This window comes from Clostridium drakei, assembly GCF_000633595.2.
In the GTDB taxonomy this organism is placed as follows: Bacteria; Bacillota; Clostridia; order Clostridiales; family Clostridiaceae; genus Clostridium_AM; species Clostridium_AM drakei.
This window is the reverse complement of the sequence record NZ_JIBU02000014.1, coordinates 19,777-32,556: the sequence shown is the minus strand read 5'-3', so window position 1 is coordinate 32,556 and position 12,780 is coordinate 19,777. Positions and strand designations below refer to the sequence as shown.

Sequence of the window (12,780 nt, the reverse complement as noted above, 5' to 3'; positions counted from 1 at the left end):
TTTAAATACATCTTATGTTATAGTTCAACAAATGCAATATATACAGGTAAAAAATCGGCAACTGGATTTAAATACATCTTATGTTATAGTTCAACATTTTGCGAATACATGGGAGAATAATATGGCTCTTTATTTAAATACATCTTATGTTATAGTTCAACGAAATTACCAACACATATGGTAATGTAAAAATATTAATTTAAATACATCTTATGTTATAGTTCAACTTAAAGAGGATATAGAACAAAGGGCATTTTACTTAGTATTTAAATACATCTTATGTTATAGTTCAACTTATATCCGTTTGAATTGGTCCTCTGCTTGGACTCATTTAAATACATCTTATGTTATAGTTCAACAGTAAGTGTTAAATAAATGAAATGTGCAAAGATATAATTTAAATACATCTTATGTTATAGTTCAACCACTGTAAAATAGCCATTCTTATTTTTTATTATACCTCTTAACCCATTGAAAATAAAGAGTTTTCTTAAAATTTTACCAGCCGTTTTTTGATTTTTAAAAATGCAATATAAAAAGTACCTCTAAGCCTTATTTCTCAAGACTTTAAAGGCACTTTGGTTTTTCTTATGGCTGGTAAATCATATTTATCAAATTTTAAAAAGATTTAATCCCATACTTTTTTAAATCTTCTATACTTTCTATATCCAGTATATCTTCTATAATTAAATTTAGAATGTCACTATTTAATACTTTTATCTTTTCTATTACATCTCCATCTACATTTTTAAATTTTTTATTTAGTAATTTTATAACCATTTCAACATTTTTTAATCTAGATTGTTCTATTGCTTCTGCAACCCCATCTTCTTTTCACTCTTGTTTATAATGTAATCTTCTAATTTCATCTATATTCATTTTAAATGCATCTCCAACTTATTTTTCTAGGTAAATATCTTGTTAGTAAATTAAAGTTCTATATAATTACAAATATACCTTTTCTCCATATCATTAATGAGAATTTTTATGTCTTTATGAATCATTAATCAATTTTCCTTTAAAAGCTTTTTGAGTTAATTATCTAAAATTTAATTCTAATGTGAGACTATATTTATTATTTTCAATAGAATTTATATTTTACCTTATTACTTTTCTATATAATATAGGGTTAAATTTGAAAATATTATAATTAATTTAAAAATATATTGCTTAGACTATGATATTGTCATAAATTATATTTAGAAAAATCAGATAAAAGAATAATTATTATCTTAAAAAATGTTTTTTATTTAAAATTACAAAGAATAATATAGAGTAAAAGTATGAAAACAGGCGTATATACGTAACAAATAAAAAATATTGATTTATAGTATATATAGCTTTTAATTTTAAAGAAAATCGGATGTTATAGCCATTATTTTATAGTAATCATGCTTTTAATTCAATATATTTATGCATATATATTTTTTGTGGTACAAAAAATCTTTTTATTAAGCTCACTAAAATTATATTTGAAAGTTTACATTCAAAATACATAATGAATAAATTGTTTGCGTGAATTATAAAAATTATATAATTCTGGCAAATAAGAAAATTATGACAAAACTAGAAACATTATAAAGTTATGTTAACATGTTATTCATATATAACAATTAATTGTCTTTATAATTATTAATAAAAATTTTTAAAGGGGGCTGTTTAAAGTGGAAAAGAAAGAGTTAACACGTGGCCTAAAAGCACGTCATATTGAATTGATTGCTTTAGGTGGCACAATTGGAGTAGGCTTGTTTATGGGATCGGCTAGTACGATTAAATGGGCAGGTCCATCGGTATTATTGGCTTATGCAGTAGCAGGTATTGCTATGTATATAGTTATGAGAATCATGGGAGAAATGCTTTATCTTGAACCATTAACTGGTTCTTTTGCAACTTATGCAAATAAGTATATATCTCCTTGGGCTGGCTATATGACAGCATGGTGTTATTGGTTTATGTGGATAGCTGTCGGTATGTCCGAAGTTACTGCTATCGGAATTTATATGAATTATTGGTTCCCAGCTTTGCCAGCTTGGATTCCAGCTTTAATAGGTGTGGCTATTCTTGCTGCTGCCAATATGACTTCAGTTAAGTTTTATGGTGAATTTGAATTCTGGTTTTCATTAATTAAGATCATTACAATTGTAGTTATGCTATTAGTTGGATTTGGTTTGATTTTCTTTGGTATTGGCAACCATGGTACAGCTATTGGTTTAACAAATCTTACAGCAAATGGCGGCTTTTTTGCTGGAGGTTTGAAAGGTTGGTTATTTGCTTTATGTTTAGTAACAGCATCTTATCAAGGTGTAGAACTTATTGGAATCACAGCTGGAGAAGCACAAGATCCAAAAAATACATTAAGAAAAGCAACAAAAAATATTATTTGGCGTATATTGATTTTCTACATTGGTGCTATATTTGTAATTGTAACTATTTATCCTTGGAATCAAATAAGTGCCCTTGGTAGTCCATTTGTTTTAACTTTTGCTAAAGTTGGAGTTTCCGCTGCTGCTGGTATTATAAATTTCGTAGTATTGACAGCTGCAATGTCTGGATGTAACAGTGGAATTTACAGTTGTGGTCGTATGCTTTATACATTATCAAAAAATGGTCAAGCTCCTAAATTCTTAGGAAAAGTAAACAAAGAGGGTGTACCAGTTAATGCTCTTAAAACAACTTTGGCTTGTTTACTATGCTGTGTAATTTTAAATTATCTTTGTCCAAATTCTAAGTTATTTGTTTATATCTATAGTGCCAGCGTACTTCCAGGAATGATCCCATGGGTTGTTTTATGTATCAGTCAAATAAAATTCAGAAAGGAACATGCAGCTGAAATGGAGACGCATCCTTTTAAATCAAGGTTATTTCCATATGCTAACTATGTTGTAGTGGTTTATCTTTGCTTAGTTTTAATGGGCATGTGTTTTAATTCAGATACACAAATTCCTCTATTGGTTGGAGCTATTTTCTGTGCCATTGTTACTATCGCATATTTTGCTTTTGGTATTAACAAAAGAACTACTCCAGAAATAGAAGAATTTAAAAGTGAAAATTTATAAGTTAAATGACGAAAGCATCATTATGGGTTTTTATAACTCATGATGATGCTTTTTTTATGTTACTGCATTGTCTATATAGTAGTATTATCCGATCGCTACCATTGCTAACACCCACATCGCACACAGTGAAAGCAGCTACAACCAAATTAAAGATTTGGGATATCTGCTTTTCTATCAAAATTGGAAATAAGCACTGCTGCGCGCCTGGGTAAGTTCTTCTAAGGTCCAGATGGAGAAGTCCATTCTCATAAGCAAACTCCATCTGAACCTTAGAATCACTTGATTTTAAATGTTAATGAATTAATTTTAATCACGAGTTTCTCTGAAGTTACCAGTATTTATAGGAATTTCTTTTCCAAGGAATTTAGGATTAGTTTTTAATATGTTTACTGCAATAAAATCTTTATAAATAGCTAAGCTTTCTCTTAGTTTATATTTTACGATATCTACATAAATATGCTTGTCTGCTTTTACTCCATAGCATTCAATTCCCATCCCTCTTGCTGAATACACTGACCTTTTAAGATGGTAATCCTGTGTTACTATTACAGCACTATTTACTTTAAATATATGTTTTGCTCTATAGATACTTTCATATGTACTAAAACCTGCATGATCTAAAAATATGCTAGAACTTTTAATCCCTCTCTGCTCTAGATATTTTCTCATATTATTAACTTCATCATATTGTACATTCCCATGATCACCAGTTACTAATATCTTAAGATTACTGTTTCCTTTATATATTTCTAGAGCAGTGTCAACCCTGTCTTTTAATATATCACTTAATCTTCCATCAGGATATACATAAGCTCCAGGAATAATTATACACTCTACCCTTGGTACAGAATTTTTATCTACTATGTATTTGTTAGCTTTGTTTATTACCCAAAAGTCAACACATATAAATTGAAATATAAAAATTAATAGAAATATGAAAATAAGCTTAAGTACCTTTGTTTTACTAAAAATCTTTATAATATTCTCCCCCATTCAATATAAATATTTTAAAGTTAAATAATTATATCTTGATTTTTTTCAACATTTACCACAGAAATATTAGAGCTACAAATGTAATCACACTAAGACAAATTATTAGCAGTATATTATTAGAAATGCCCATATTCACAGCAGCAATCATTAAAGAAATAATACCAATATTAGTTATTATAGCAAATTTATCATCATAGGTGCTAGAAGATATCCTAAACTTTTCTTTTTAATAAGTCTTATGGCAGTGATAACCATTAGTGAAATGAAATATTAAAATGTACAGCAAAGCAGTAAACATTAATAATTAAAGGTACTACATGACGATAACGTGTCCTTAAACAATAATCTTTATAACCTGGAAGTTCTTTTAAAAGCACTTCTTCCTCACTTTTTATTCTGAATACATTCATTGGCACAGAAAGAAGGAAAGGTATCACTGCCCAATAAGAACCAAGTGCAAAAGGAGTAAACAGCAGCATCATAAGCATTCCTAAATACATTGTGGCGAACTATAGAATATGGACCTATTGATATAACCTGCTGCTTTTTTTCAACCTGTATAATAGTAGAAGCATAACTGTTCTCATTAAAGACAAAGATGATAAAGATATAGCCTAAGAGTACAATAATATTTGATGCAATTACAATCCAAACAGGTACATTTGACCAATGAAAACGAAAATCAATACCAGGAATAAAGTACCCAGTAAAGAATAAATTAAATATAGTTGGAGCTTTTTTAGTAGTATTTTTTTCTCCATATTTAATTTTCTTCAAGTAGTATATCAATTTTACCTACTCTTTCTTGAATTTTTTCTCCTTCTTTTAAAAGCTCTATTCGCAGAGATTTCAATGCTTCTTTTAGAGTCTTGCTTTCATATGCATTCCCTAATACTTCTTTTATCTTTTTAAGGTCGAATCCTAAAGATTTTAAATACTTAATCAATTTCATACTAGTTAATTCCACTGAACCATATAATCTGTATCCTCCTGAAGAACGCTTTGGCTCTTGCAGCAATCCGATTTTATGATAATAAATAATTGTTTTAACTGTACATCCAGTTATTTTAGCAAAATCGCCTATTTTTATTTTATTCTCCATTACTCCATCACCTTGGTACTTATTATAAACCCACCCCTAAGGGGCGAGTCAACTATTTTAATTTTCTGTATGCTTTGAAAAGTATCCTTTATTTTGCTTCATATAAAGCTTTATCTGTAGTTCTAATAAATTCTTCAACAGATGATGCATTGGATGGGATAACGGTATTGGCACCTAGGCTAATAGTAACATGATCAAAAATAGAAGAATGCATATGTGGAATCACCAGCTGTTAAACTATCAGTTTTGGAAAGTCTCTCTAATTTCTGGTTTGCCTCCTCTTATTTTTTACTTCTAAATCATTTATAATTCTAATAGTTTTTCTTGTAGCTTTTTTAATTCATTTATCTTTGTTTCATATAATTCTGCTTCTTTATGTATCTTTTTTATATGGCTGCATTGATTCTAACTAAAAACTTTTTATTTAGTGTTTTTCCTTCTTCTGTTTTTCTGAATACTTTGCGTAATCCTTATCTGGTATATCCAGTTATTTCTTCAAGTTCAGAGCAGCTTAATCCAGGTTCGCAGCAGTGCTTATTCCCAACTTAAAGAAGATGGGATATTAGCAATGGTAGCGATGGGATAAATTTTAATATTTTTATGTATAAGTTATCATATAAAAATACTAATTTCCTCATATTATATTCTTTTCATTGCAGCACAAAAAACACCATAAAATTCAATTCTGAATAATACAGTGTTCATGTAAATTAAAATTTATCTTGCAAAGATATCATTTGTACAATCATCATTCCATATATATTCAATATCATTAGCAATTTTTACAGCTTTATCTTTGCCAAATCTATCTGAAACGAAGCCCAATGTCATATCAATTCCAGCTGAAATACCTGATGACGTATAGTACTTTCCATCAGCAACCCAACGTGCTTTTTCTATCCAGTTTACTTGATCACTTACTAATTTTACCCATTCTAAGGCTTGTTTATTAGATGTAGCTTTTTTATTCTTTAAAACTCCACACTTTGCTAATACTGCTGAACCAGTGCATATAGATAAACAATATGTAGATTTCTCTGCAATTAATTTCAATTTATCTAAAAAACATGTATTATTAACTAATTCTCTTGTACCCATCCCTCCTGGAATAACTAATATGCCACTTTCATCTGCTGAATTAATAGGCTCAGTTACAATTTTAAGCTTTTGTGCATTAGTAATAATACCTCCACTTTCTGAATAATAATGTATTTGATATTCTTCTATCTGTCCTAGTATTTCTACTGGTCCAAATATATCTAAAGTCTCAAAATTATTAAATAGTAGAATATTAATATTCATTTACTTTTCATCTCCATTATAAAATAATCAATTAGCCAAACAACATTGTCATCATTACTAACTACATCAAAAAGCTTAAGAAAATATTAGAATTTATTGACCGAAAAATTCCATACTTAACTGATAAAAACTATCTTGATTTGTAAGCATAGCAGGATGTCCACCAGTTTCAAATAAATTAATTTTGCCATGCCCAATTTTGGAAACAAGTTCTCCATACACTTTTTCAAAATAATTGGGAGATATTGTACCTATAAATTCATCTTCCTTACTACCTGTTAAAAGAATATCAGATTTAAAAGATTGGAGGTCTTTATGAAAAAACTTACCAATTTCCTTTTCGTGCCTGATAATAGCACTTGTATCATTATCAACGACTTGCTCCCAATCTGAACCATGCATATACAAATAGAATACTTTTACATTTTCATTCTGCTTGGAGTTTTCCCTATCTACCTCAATATTCTCTGTAAATGCTTTAAGAGGTTTTTCTCCCTCGAAGCTATCTGCAATTACTTTGTTAACAAGTTCAGATGCCTCCAATGCAACATTGATAGCAACTAAAGCACCACCACTACTACCGATAATGTTTACCTTTGAATATTGCTTTTCTCTTAAAAAGGCAATTGTCTGTTTAGCTTCATAAAACCACAAGTCAGCAGGAAATTTATCAAGCCTGTCTGATTTTCCATGTCCTAAAAAATCAATCAAGATTACTTTAAAATTCTTTTTGTATTTTTCTGCAATTTCGACAAACATATTCGAAGAAGCAGTATTTCCATGAAGTAATAATAATGGTGTTCCGTTGCCAAATTCAGTATAATAAACTCGTTTGTTATCAAAATTAAAATAGCTCATTGCTTAGCCCTCCTAAATTAATAGGCTTCACTCTCTAAAAAATAGTATAGTTATTGAAAACGTTGCAACATTAATAATATAGGTGGATATATAACATATACTATGGCAAACACTAACAATACTGCTGCTGATGCTATTAGTCCTGCTCCTATTACTTTTATCTGATGCTCATAATATTTGTTTGTTGATTTCTTATATTTAGGTATATAATACCATTTGTATTTAGTCCAACAGATTAGAATATTTTATAAAACAATATTGCCTCAAGTCTATACCATCTATTGCTATAGTTTTGACGAGCTTGAAACCAAAATGTTGGTAAATTGGTATATTGTCTGGGTTAGTTGATTCTAAAATTATAGGTATATTAAGTTCTTTACAATAATTTATAGTTGGTGTAATCAATTTTCTGAAAACACCTTTACCACGATTTTCATTTGCAATGGCAATTATTTTAATGTAATAATAGTTACCTTTGATAAATTCTTTTTGCCATTTTAAATTAATAACCTTTAAAACATTTTTTATGTTGGATGAATATATCTTAACATTCTTTGTTCCCAAATCGCGAAGCATTTTAGAATTTGACATTAAAGTTAGTAGGAATATTCTAAAGCTTTTATAATTCTTTTTTTCATAACCAACTATTACAGAATTAAACTTATCATCTAAGCTAAATACATCTATTGTCTTTTCCCAAATACGTAATTGATTCATAAATAGCTTTTCCAAAAATATTTCTTTATTTTCTATCCCTTTAGTCTCTACAATACTCAAGGGATCATTAATGAAGCAATTTACTAACAGTCTAGCTGTGGATTCAATTTGATTTTCATTTATTATTATCATAACAGCTCCTTTACATATAATAACATTAAAATGTTATTTAATTTTTCCAATAATGATACTTTTTACTATTTATATTTCAGTTAATTATAACATATTTCACAAATATTATAATGATTTCCAGACATCATTTAATAACGAAACATTTTCAAATCATAACACAAAAACACCTCAAAATTCGAAGGAATAATGCGGTGTTCCAGTAGATTATTCTATTCATTCCACTCAGCTCTAAATTTAATCCCTATTTATATTCTTGTAACCTTTTTAATCTCTAATTCCAGCAGTAGTATTTAGAGCTCTTTCACCCACCTCAGGCAGCAGTCCTATATTTTGTGTTAAAGCTTGAGCTTCTTGAGTTAACTGATCAAATTTCTTAACACAATCATCAGCTGTATCAAAAATATTACAGGATTTTCGCCACATTTGCCAGTACTTCAGAGTTTGAAGTAATCTCTTCTAATGCAGCAGATATTTGTTCAGTGGCTGAAGCTTGTGATTCTGCAATCATCCCTGTGTTATTAATTTCTTTAATAACTTCATCTATGGACTTTTTCATTTCAAGAAGTATTTGTGATATTTTATTTGCTGATTGACCACTCATTTGTGAGAGCTTTCGCATTTCATCTGCAACAACTGAAAAGCCTCTTCCTGCTTCTCCTGCTCTTGCTGCTTCGATAGCTGCGTTTAAAGCTAATAGATTAGATTGAGAAGAAATGCTTGCAATAAGATTTAAGATTCCATCTGTGTCTTTTATGTTTTGTTCTGTTGATTTAGTAGAATTTATAATATTATTCATTGACAATGAGAGGTTTTGTGAATTAGCAGCAACTTCTTGGATACTGGCATTTGTTTGTTGTAATGAACTGAATATATTTTCAGATACTTCTTCTACTTTGGATTGTTTTGCCAAACTTTTTCCTATACCAACACCACCAATAACCTTTCCTTGTGAATCCTTAATTGGATATGTAACAGCTTTGAATGGTACACCATGTAATTCCTTTGAAACTATTTCACTGTATATTTTACCACTTTCAATTGTTTTATATATTGGTTGATCAGTAGTTAACTTTTGTCCAACTTTAATCCTCAAATCAATAGTATCACCAGCACGATAATATAGAATACTAGTGGTATCTGCTACAATTACTGCCAAATCCTCCTGTAGTACATCTTTTAAGACTGGCATCGTTTCTAAAAATGATTCAAGTATTTTTTCCATGTTTTATGCGCCTCCCAGAAAATTATTGTACTAAATGTAAATTTTAAACACTTTGTAAGCTAATAAATAAAGCATATTTCTACTGTCATTACTTAAGAAAGAGTTCTATTTGATAATTTTCTATTTCTAAAATCTTTTATATAGCCTATTAAACTCATTTTACATTTAAAGTATTTATTCGGTAATCTCTTCAATTTTTCCTGCTTTTTCAACATATTTTTTTAAAAATAACTATAATTTTATATTAAAACACAAAAAACACCACATGATTCAACTTTGAATAATGCAGTGTTCAAGTTAATTATTTTTTCAGTTGTTACATTAAGAAGGATTTATCTGAACTAAATTCTATCAAGGTCTTCAACTGTTCTTTCATTTTTAACATCTCCAGTATTTAATGTTGTTTTTGCTTCAATCAACATTACATGAACTTCCTCTTTAGCAACAGGCATATGTTCAACACCTTTTGGAATAATGATAAATTCTCCTTCATTTAAAATTACATCCTTATCACTAAATTTAATGGTTAGTACTCCTTTTAAAATATAAAACATTTCATCTTCATTTTCATGAGTGTGACGTATAAACTCACCCTTAAATTTAGCAACTTTTACATAAGAATCATTAAATTCACCTAAAATTTTTGGGCTCCAATGATCATTAAAAAGATTTAATTTTTCATAAACATTCACTTTATCCATTTTTCCATCTCCTCTAACCCATTTGTAAGATATTTTATCAATTGTATCTCTGGGATAAATTAATTATAATTTGCATTAATAATATATACAAGTAGGCACTTTTTTATCATTTACTTACCATCTGGAAAGAAGAATGTATTATGATTTTATTTTTCAATGAATTTCATCAATTCTTCATTAAATTTATCTCGTTGATCATAGAAGGCTCCATGACCACTAAATTCAAATGGTATAAGCTTTGAATTTTTAATACTTTGCTTTTGTACTTTAGCTAATGAAAATGGAACAACTTTATCATGAATTCCATGAATAATTAAGGTTGGAACATTTATTGCTGCTAGATCAGAAAAGAGTACTTCATTTATCCATGTATTTTCAACAGCTGCAGTTGCCCAGCCTGCTGCCTGTAAACCTAATTGAAAAAACCAATCAGAAAATGGTTTGGTTATATACTGAAAGAAAAAAATATCACCAAAATTACTTAACATTTTAGGACGGTCATTGTATGTTTCATTGATCATTTTGATTACATCCTCTTTTTCTAAACCATATGGAAAATTTCGACGTTTGATAAGACTAGGAGCTGCAGCGGCAAAAAGAGCAAGTTTAGATACTCCATATCCTCTATGACGAGACATGTATCGAATCGCTATAGCTCCTCCAGTTGAATGTCCTGCCAATGTAAAATCATTTAATTTTAACACATTAACCACAGCTCTAACATCATCTGATAATCTATCATAATCATAACCTTTATAAGGCTTATCCGATTCACCAAATCCTCTCTGATCTATACCAATACACCTATATCCCATTTTAGGAAGCTGATCAAACTGATATTCAAACAACTTATGACTTCCAGGCCACCCATGCAAAAATAATATTGTCTTCTTGCCATCTGGGTTAAGATCTTCTACATAAATCTTTACATTGGGTTCTGCTTTAATGTAATATCCCATAAAAATACCTCCATTAACAAAAATTATCCATTAATAGGTTATTCTTTTAGATATAAATATATGATAAACTCTTGTTTTTTGACTATGCAACCTAGGTATAGTAGAATAAAAGTAAAAATGGTGGCAAACTCGATATGAATGACAATAATCAAAGCAAAAACGCAATATTGAAATTAGGTAATATATAATCGCAGTAGTTGATGATCACAGTTATTCTCTTGAATTTTACATAAAAATTCTTGCCATGACATATGAGGATGAAGAGATTAGTAATATCGTGGACCATTACGACACAGAAATGATCTACTTCTATGGATAAAAATATGAATAGTAAGAGAGGAGATATAAAATGCGTGTAGAAAATTGTGATACCTTTACACAAAACAATCTATTATCTGACACTAAAAAAATTGGGAATATACCCTCGCCAAACTATAACGATTTTAACTTTAATACTAAGAAAGATCCTGCCATGAGTGATGAAAAATATAGAGAGGCTATCATCGAGCAGGCAAAAAAAGACCAAGCTGCTGGAAAATTTCAGTCGGATTCCGCTGGATTTAGAAACTTAGTAAAAAGTTATGTCTCTACTGTTTCACCAGACAGAAAAAATATTATCACACAAGGATTAACAGCAGTATTCAAAAATAAATATCCTCAACCTAAAACACTTAATTTAGTAGACTATTTATTTGGCAACGTTAAATATTCTAAAGAAACAGTAGCAGCAGATGTATCTTATGCTGAATTTTATGACAGCAATGGTGAAATGGTAGCTTCTTACTCAAATGGTAAATGGATTTCATATGGAACAAAGGCTGAAAATGCCCGTGAATCTGAGCTTTGGGGAATATATAATCAAGCATGGAATACTACCGCAAGAGCAAGTCAAGGAAATAGTTGTGCGGCAAGTACAAACACTAATATGGTTTCCATTGATAAATTTGTTTAATCTAATAAGTTTTCTAAGGTTCAGCTTAGTTAAATGTCTAAATGACATTTAACAAGCTTGAACCCAACCTTTAATTTATTTTTTCGATTATTGTGTTAAATTAAGAACTTTACGCATTATTATTAAAAAGCAATGCCAATTTTCTTGAACCTTCCATTGCCTTTGCATCATCTTTTGCAGGAATGTTATTTGTATCATGGGTATAAACAACTGGTGCAATATCATTTGAATTCATGTGATGTAAAATTGTACATGCCGTAGTGTAAGCATTTCTAATAGTTCCATCTCCACCCCCAACAATTATTACTCCACCCTTTTTTTCTTTTTTAATAGGTTTCACCTTTCTAAAATATTTTGCACAGCAATATGTCTGCAGCCTACTTGTAATTGCCAACAATTGCCCTGTCAATTGAGAAAAATATAAAGGCGATGCTATTAATATATTGTCACATTCTTGAATATATTTATAAACTCCCTGCATTTCATCATTTATGCGACATCCTTCGTTTTTCCAGCAATATCTACAATCAACACAAGGTTGAATCTTACAGTAATATGCATGGACAATTTTATATTCACCTTCTATATATTTAACAAATTCATTTATTAAAGTAATCGTATCTCCATTTTTCCTAGGTGAACCGTTAAAAATGAGTGTTTTCATTAAATATTCCTCCTACTTTTATATAACCTTGTCTGTGATACAGCTTTAAAGCAAATTGATTTAATGAAAAAACACCCAATCATATTATTTCTACTCCTGCATTTTTCAAATTTCTTTCAATA

The 12,780-nt window shown here is 29.3% G+C and carries 15 protein-coding genes and 1 CRISPR repeat array (1 of these 16 only partly in view); of the genes, 2 read left to right on the top strand and 13 right to left on the bottom strand.

Translation table 11 applies throughout. The features are described from left to right. Positions 1 to 425: direct repeats of the CRISPR family, unit length 30 nt; unit sequence ATTTAAATACATCTTATGTTATAGTTCAAC; it reaches 333 nt to the left of the window's first position. Between the two features lie 193 nt (positions 426 to 618). Further along, positions 619 to 780 (bottom strand): DUF4351 domain-containing protein, encoded by a 162-nt coding sequence (locus EG57_RS25775; protein WP_084572190.1) that lies wholly within the window; start codon positions 778 to 780, stop codon positions 619 to 621. An 884-nt stretch (positions 781 to 1,664) separates the two neighbouring features. On the opposite strand from EG57_RS25775, the gene EG57_RS0208625 reads away from it, so the two are divergent. Then, entirely contained in the window at positions 1,665 to 3,056 is a 1,392-nt protein-coding gene (locus EG57_RS0208625) for an amino acid permease (protein WP_032076833.1), read from the top strand. A 306-nt stretch (positions 3,057 to 3,362) separates the two neighbouring features. Here EG57_RS0208625 and EG57_RS0208620 read toward each other — a convergent pair whose 3' ends face one another. From EG57_RS0208620 to EG57_RS0208580, 11 genes are all read right to left on the bottom strand, one after another. Further along, entirely contained in the window at positions 3,363 to 4,049 is a 687-nt protein-coding gene (locus EG57_RS0208620; RefSeq protein WP_032076832.1) for a SanA/YdcF family protein, read from the bottom strand. A 384-nt stretch (positions 4,050 to 4,433) separates the two neighbouring features. Then, the gene (locus tag EG57_RS26510) at positions 4,434 to 4,838 is read right to left on the bottom strand and encodes a hypothetical protein (protein WP_052037796.1); all 405 of its coding nucleotides are present in this window, start codon (positions 4,836 to 4,838) and stop codon (positions 4,434 to 4,436) included. Further along, positions 4,813 to 5,151 carry a helix-turn-helix domain-containing protein gene (locus tag EG57_RS0208610; RefSeq protein WP_032076894.1) on the bottom strand — a complete coding sequence of 113 codons (339 nt, stop codon included), beginning with the start codon at positions 5,149 to 5,151 and terminating at the stop codon, positions 4,813 to 4,815. Before EG57_RS0208610 ends, EG57_RS26510 begins: the two co-directional genes overlap by 26 nt. A gap of 88 nt (positions 5,152 to 5,239) precedes the next feature. Beyond that, complete coding sequence (locus tag EG57_RS27260) at positions 5,240 to 5,377, bottom strand: nucleotidyl cyclase domain-containing protein (protein ID WP_341350110.1); 138 nt, start codon at positions 5,375 to 5,377, stop codon at positions 5,240 to 5,242. A 491-nt stretch (positions 5,378 to 5,868) separates the two neighbouring features. Further along, the gene (locus tag EG57_RS0208605; RefSeq protein WP_032076831.1) at positions 5,869 to 6,453 is read right to left on the bottom strand and encodes a DJ-1/PfpI family protein; all 585 of its coding nucleotides are present in this window, start codon (positions 6,451 to 6,453) and stop codon (positions 5,869 to 5,871) included. 93 nt (positions 6,454 to 6,546) lie between these two features. Beyond that, a complete protein-coding gene (locus EG57_RS0208600) occupies positions 6,547 to 7,311 on the bottom strand; it encodes an alpha/beta fold hydrolase (RefSeq protein WP_032076830.1) in 765 nt (254 codons plus the stop codon). Between the two features lie 222 nt (positions 7,312 to 7,533). Continuing rightward, positions 7,534 to 8,160: a GNAT family N-acetyltransferase gene (locus tag EG57_RS0208595; RefSeq protein WP_032076829.1), complete on the bottom strand. Its 627-nt coding sequence runs from the start codon at positions 8,158 to 8,160 to the stop codon at positions 7,534 to 7,536. A 264-nt stretch (positions 8,161 to 8,424) separates the two neighbouring features. Then, positions 8,425 to 8,583 carry a hypothetical protein gene (locus EG57_RS26645; RefSeq protein WP_162531437.1) on the bottom strand — a complete coding sequence of 53 codons (159 nt, stop codon included), beginning with the start codon at positions 8,581 to 8,583 and terminating at the stop codon, positions 8,425 to 8,427. Further along, positions 8,564 to 9,382 (bottom strand): methyl-accepting chemotaxis protein, encoded by an 819-nt coding sequence (locus tag EG57_RS0208590; RefSeq protein WP_032076828.1) that lies wholly within the window; start codon positions 9,380 to 9,382, stop codon positions 8,564 to 8,566. The genes EG57_RS26645 and EG57_RS0208590 overlap by 20 nt, the downstream gene beginning before the upstream one ends. Before the next feature lie 341 nt (positions 9,383 to 9,723). Continuing rightward, a complete protein-coding gene (locus EG57_RS0208585; protein ID WP_029159848.1) occupies positions 9,724 to 10,083 on the bottom strand; it encodes a cupin domain-containing protein in 360 nt (119 codons plus the stop codon). A gap of 146 nt (positions 10,084 to 10,229) precedes the next feature. After that, a complete protein-coding gene (locus tag EG57_RS0208580) occupies positions 10,230 to 11,042 on the bottom strand; it encodes an alpha/beta fold hydrolase (RefSeq protein WP_032076827.1) in 813 nt (270 codons plus the stop codon). Positions 11,043 to 11,391: 349 nt separating this feature from the next. On the opposite strand from EG57_RS0208580, the gene EG57_RS0208575 reads away from it, so the two are divergent. Continuing rightward, positions 11,392 to 11,994, top strand: a complete 603-nt coding sequence (locus EG57_RS0208575; protein WP_032076826.1) for a hypothetical protein — start codon at positions 11,392 to 11,394, stop codon at positions 11,992 to 11,994. A gap of 109 nt (positions 11,995 to 12,103) precedes the next feature. Here the strand turns inward: EG57_RS0208575 and EG57_RS0208570 are convergent, their stop codons facing one another. Further along, complete coding sequence (locus tag EG57_RS0208570) at positions 12,104 to 12,658, bottom strand: flavodoxin family protein (RefSeq protein ID WP_032076825.1); 555 nt, start codon at positions 12,656 to 12,658, stop codon at positions 12,104 to 12,106. Positions 12,659 to 12,780 lie beyond the last annotated feature (122 nt).

Excerpts from the sequence above, each read along its gene's own strand:
- EG57_RS0208600 (WP_032076830.1), bottom strand. The coding sequence starts at position 7,311 with ATGAGCTATTTTAATTTTGATAACAAACGAGTTTATTATACTGAATTT.
- EG57_RS0208575 (WP_032076826.1), top strand. The coding sequence starts at position 11,392 with ATGCGTGTAGAAAATTGTGATACCTTTACACAAAACAATCTATTATCT.
- EG57_RS26645 (WP_162531437.1), bottom strand. The coding sequence starts at position 8,583 with ATGTGGCGAAAATCCTGTAATATTTTTGATACAGCTGATGATTGTGTT.
- EG57_RS25775 (WP_084572190.1), bottom strand. The coding sequence starts at position 780 with ATGGTTATAAAATTACTAAATAAAAAATTTAAAAATGTAGATGGAGAT.
- EG57_RS0208610 (WP_032076894.1), bottom strand. The coding sequence starts at position 5,151 with ATGGAGAATAAAATAAAAATAGGCGATTTTGCTAAAATAACTGGATGT.
- EG57_RS0208620 (WP_032076832.1), bottom strand. The coding sequence starts at position 4,049 with ATGGGGGAGAATATTATAAAGATTTTTAGTAAAACAAAGGTACTTAAG.
- EG57_RS0208605 (WP_032076831.1), bottom strand. The coding sequence starts at position 6,453 with ATGAATATTAATATTCTACTATTTAATAATTTTGAGACTTTAGATATA.
- EG57_RS0208570 (WP_032076825.1), bottom strand. The coding sequence starts at position 12,658 with ATGAAAACACTCATTTTTAACGGTTCACCTAGGAAAAATGGAGATACG.
- EG57_RS0208595 (WP_032076829.1), bottom strand. The coding sequence starts at position 8,160 with ATGATAATAATAAATGAAAATCAAATTGAATCCACAGCTAGACTGTTA.
- EG57_RS0208585 (WP_029159848.1), bottom strand. The coding sequence starts at position 10,083 with ATGGATAAAGTGAATGTTTATGAAAAATTAAATCTTTTTAATGATCAT.
- EG57_RS0208590 (WP_032076828.1), bottom strand. The coding sequence starts at position 9,382 with ATGGAAAAAATACTTGAATCATTTTTAGAAACGATGCCAGTCTTAAAA.
- EG57_RS0208580 (WP_032076827.1), bottom strand. The coding sequence starts at position 11,042 with ATGGGATATTACATTAAAGCAGAACCCAATGTAAAGATTTATGTAGAA.